Annotated in this window: 1 protein-coding gene and 2 pseudogenes; 1 reads left to right on the top strand and 2 read right to left on the bottom strand. The window is 63.1% G+C overall.

What is annotated here, in order from left to right; all coding sequences use genetic code 11:
• Positions 1-84: 84 nt before the first annotated feature.
• A pseudogene (locus tag BLT54_RS21880) lies at positions 85-600 on the top strand (IS110 family RNA-guided transposase); the annotation flags it as partial.
• A 346-nt stretch (positions 601-946) separates the two neighbouring features.
• On the opposite strand, the gene BLT54_RS21885 reads toward BLT54_RS21880, so the two are convergent.
• Together BLT54_RS21885 and BLT54_RS21890 are read right to left on the bottom strand one after the other, a co-directional pair.
• The gene (locus BLT54_RS21885) at positions 947-2,386 is read right to left on the bottom strand and encodes a hypothetical protein (RefSeq protein WP_024099412.1); all 1,440 of its coding nucleotides are present in this window, start codon (positions 2,384-2,386) and stop codon (positions 947-949) included.
• 149 nt (positions 2,387-2,535) lie between these two features.
• A pseudogene (locus tag BLT54_RS21890) lies at positions 2,536-3,134 on the bottom strand (IS5 family transposase).
• Between the last annotated feature and the right edge of the window lie 61 nt (positions 3,135-3,195).

Below are 3,195 nucleotides of genomic sequence, written 5' to 3' on the forward strand. Positions count from 1 at the left end.
CGAAAAGCATAGGCGCGATGGCAGTGGAATCTCATAATTAAGGGCAAAAAATATCCCCGAACGCGTCGTGTCTCAGATTTAAGGGCAACGCGACAGTTGCCTGACCATGCTGCGGCTGCCATCCATGCGTTGATCTGCCAAGCGGAGGCGATTGCCGATCAGGCTGAGGCCCTGGAGAAACGGATCCTCGAGTGGCACCGGACGCACGAGACGAGCCGGCGACTGGCGACCATTCCCGGTATCGGACCGATCACCGCCAGCGCAATTGCTGCAAATGTTCCGGATCCGAGCCTGTTCCGCTCGGCACGACAGTTCGCGGCCTGGCTAGGCCTGACGCCACGGGCGAACTCAAGCAGTGGCAAGGATCGACAGACCGGGATCAGCAAGCAGGGTGATGGATATATCCGGCGACTGCTCGTTTCCGGCGCGACTGCGGTGCTTCGCTTTGCAAGGCAGGGCGATGCCGGCAAGGCTTGGATGCTTGGGCTTAAAGCACGCAAGCGACCGAAAGTCGTTGCGGTCGCGCTCGCCAACAAGACTGCCCGGATCGCTTGGGCGCTCCTGCGCCGCAACGAGATCTACGCGGCCCCTGTCTCCTGAGCGCGGAACCGCTGACGGAATGCGTGAAGCTGAGAAGAGATGACAAACCGGTCGAACCGGGGATCGGGACACCCCAGGGGGTCAAGGCGCAGAAAGCGCGCAATTTTGATTGGGACCCGATCCGCGGACTTCATCTGGGCCAGCGGCTAGACCGCACCACAAAGGCCGTAGACATGACTGCTTTCGGCATAGGCGCGTCAATTCCCAGCTTGCGCAGCAGGGGTCGTCCAGACATGGGAACACTTGCCCTCGCCAGAGATGCCCACTGCGCGTTGGCGACGGTCCACCAATGACTTGCGCCACCGGACCTGTGGGGGAACCGGCGCAGCGCCAGTTCCCCATCGGCTCATTCTGCCGGAACCCAGGGCCGGTTATAGGCTGCCACGCGCCAATCACCGTGTTCGATGAACCGGGGGGCGCTCCCGGTTTCCAGCGCCTCGGCTGCGGCGTTCAGCGCCTCGGGCGATGTCTCGGGCCAGGCGCCCGTTTCGATCCGTTCGACCAGGGTCTCGACGATGGCCGTGCTTTCGGCAGCCGTGAACTCGCAATGGCCCGTGCCCTGGACCAGCGACTGCCGATACAGATCGCCGGTACCCTGCTCCTGCACCAGCGCGCCGTAGCCTTCCATCAGCGTGTAGGGAATGGCCCAGTCGCCCAGCATGTGGATGCGGATCGCCGGAACCTGCAGATCGCCGGTCGTCGTGCGCCCGTCTGCGGCCCAGAAATCGCGCGCATAATCCGAGGCCGCGATGCGGGGGGCGGCGTCGATCCTGGCAATGTCGGCCTGAAGGTCCAAACCGGCCTGTTCGTAGAGCGCCTCAACCGTCCGCGCCATCGCGGGTGCGGCATTCTGGTAGAAGGCGGCATAGTCGACCCCCTCGTTCCCGGAAAGTTGCTGCCCCGATGCGGCGTTTTCGAACAGAAGCCGCGAGGACCCGCCAACATTACCGCCGATGCGCAGCGCCGAGGCCACGATCATGTCGGCCATGGCGCCGGCATCCGCGGTGTCGGGTAGTTCGGTCCCCTCGACCATCCACGGCGACCACTGTCCGATGGCGAAGGCAAGCGCCAGCCGCGCGCGGCCCTCCGGGCTTTCGCCCGCCGTTTCGATGGCGGCCATCCAGGACGCACGGATCGCGTCAAGGCTGCGCTCGCCACCCGCTCCGGCATTGGGCAGGCCGACGATGGCGAGATCGCTGGCCGGACCGTGCCCAGCGGCCTCATAGCTTTCGCCCAGCAGGGTCTGCATGGCGAACCAGCCATCCAGGAAACTGCTCATGATCCAGACCGGCGTATGGGCGGCAAGCACGGCGGCACCGTCGATCCTGTCCGGGTAATCCTCGGCCGAAGCGAGGCTGTCGAGCCCTCCGCCAGAACAGCCGTATTGCAGCACCATGTCAGGAGCGCGCTCCAGGTCCGTGAAAATGTCCTGAACAGCTTGTAGATTCAGGATTTCACGCTGCGGATCGTATTGCCACAGGCGCAGCGGGTGCCGGGCGAGCCCGGCGAAGGCATAGCCACGACCGAGCAGGTCGTCATACCGCTGGACCGCTGACGCGACCGAAACGTTGCTGGCGAAATCCAGATCCCTGAGTAGTCGACCATTCCAGTTCTCGGGCACGCGGATCAGCCATGCCGTCCCGTCCGGCAGGGTTCCCGCATGTTCGTTGAAGGCGGGCTGCTCCTGCGCCGACGCGAGCGGGGCGAAGCCCGCGGTCAGAGCGAGGCAAAGCACCACCATTCCGGTCCGCGAACGCGGGCCGGCCAAATTGGCTGTCCGTGACATGAATTTCCTCCAGTTTGATGCAGCGATGAAATCCGGCTCCTCTTCCGGGGAACCATCGCCGGGAAAAACATAGATAGCTAATTATTAGTGTCAAGGGCTCTGATGCACAAATCGGCTTAAGGCCGAGGTTCCCCTTTCCCCGGACGGACTTATCCCACAGCTTCCGTGACGGGTATTCCGAGCGCGGTGTAGCCGTTCAGGACGGCGATGCGGACCTGGAGTTCGGCGACCTGTCGATCGAAGTCCCGTGCCATGAGCCGCTGGCCCAGCAACTTGATACAATGCATCTTTGTCTCGACGCGGCTTCGGCGGTGGTATCCACTCCATCGTCGCCAGAGCGCGCGGCCCAGGTATTTCGCCGCGCGCAGGGCCTCATTTCGCGCCACGGCTCCGGCGGTGATCGTCTTCCAGGGCTTCGCGTTCTTGCGGGGCGGGATGACGGCATGGGCACCGCGATCTGCAATCGCATCGTGGCATTTGCGCGTGTCGTAGGCGCCATCAGCCGTAACGCTACCGATTTCCTGGTCCTGCGGGATTTGGTCGAGAAGGTGGGTAGGATGGGCGCATCACCGATGTGGCTCCCGGTGACTTCGACGGCCCGGATCTCCAACGTTTCTTCATCGATCCCAAGGTGGAGCTTGCGCCAGACGCGCCGTTTCGGGCCGCCATGCTTGCGTGCGTGCCACTCGCCTTCACCTTCGACCTTGATCCCGGTTGTCGCGTAGCCCTTAATTGTGAGATGAGAAATCCAACGAAATCAACGGCCTTGCTTTGCCCTTAAATATGATATTTTGCCTTTAAATCCGATA

The organism is Celeribacter baekdonensis, assembly GCF_900102315.1.
In the GTDB taxonomy this organism is placed as follows: Bacteria; Pseudomonadota; Alphaproteobacteria; order Rhodobacterales; family Rhodobacteraceae; genus Celeribacter; species Celeribacter baekdonensis.

Excerpts from the sequence above, each read along its gene's own strand:
- BLT54_RS21885 (WP_024099412.1), bottom strand. The coding sequence starts at position 2,386 with ATGTCACGGACAGCCAATTTGGCCGGCCCGCGTTCGCGGACCGGAATG.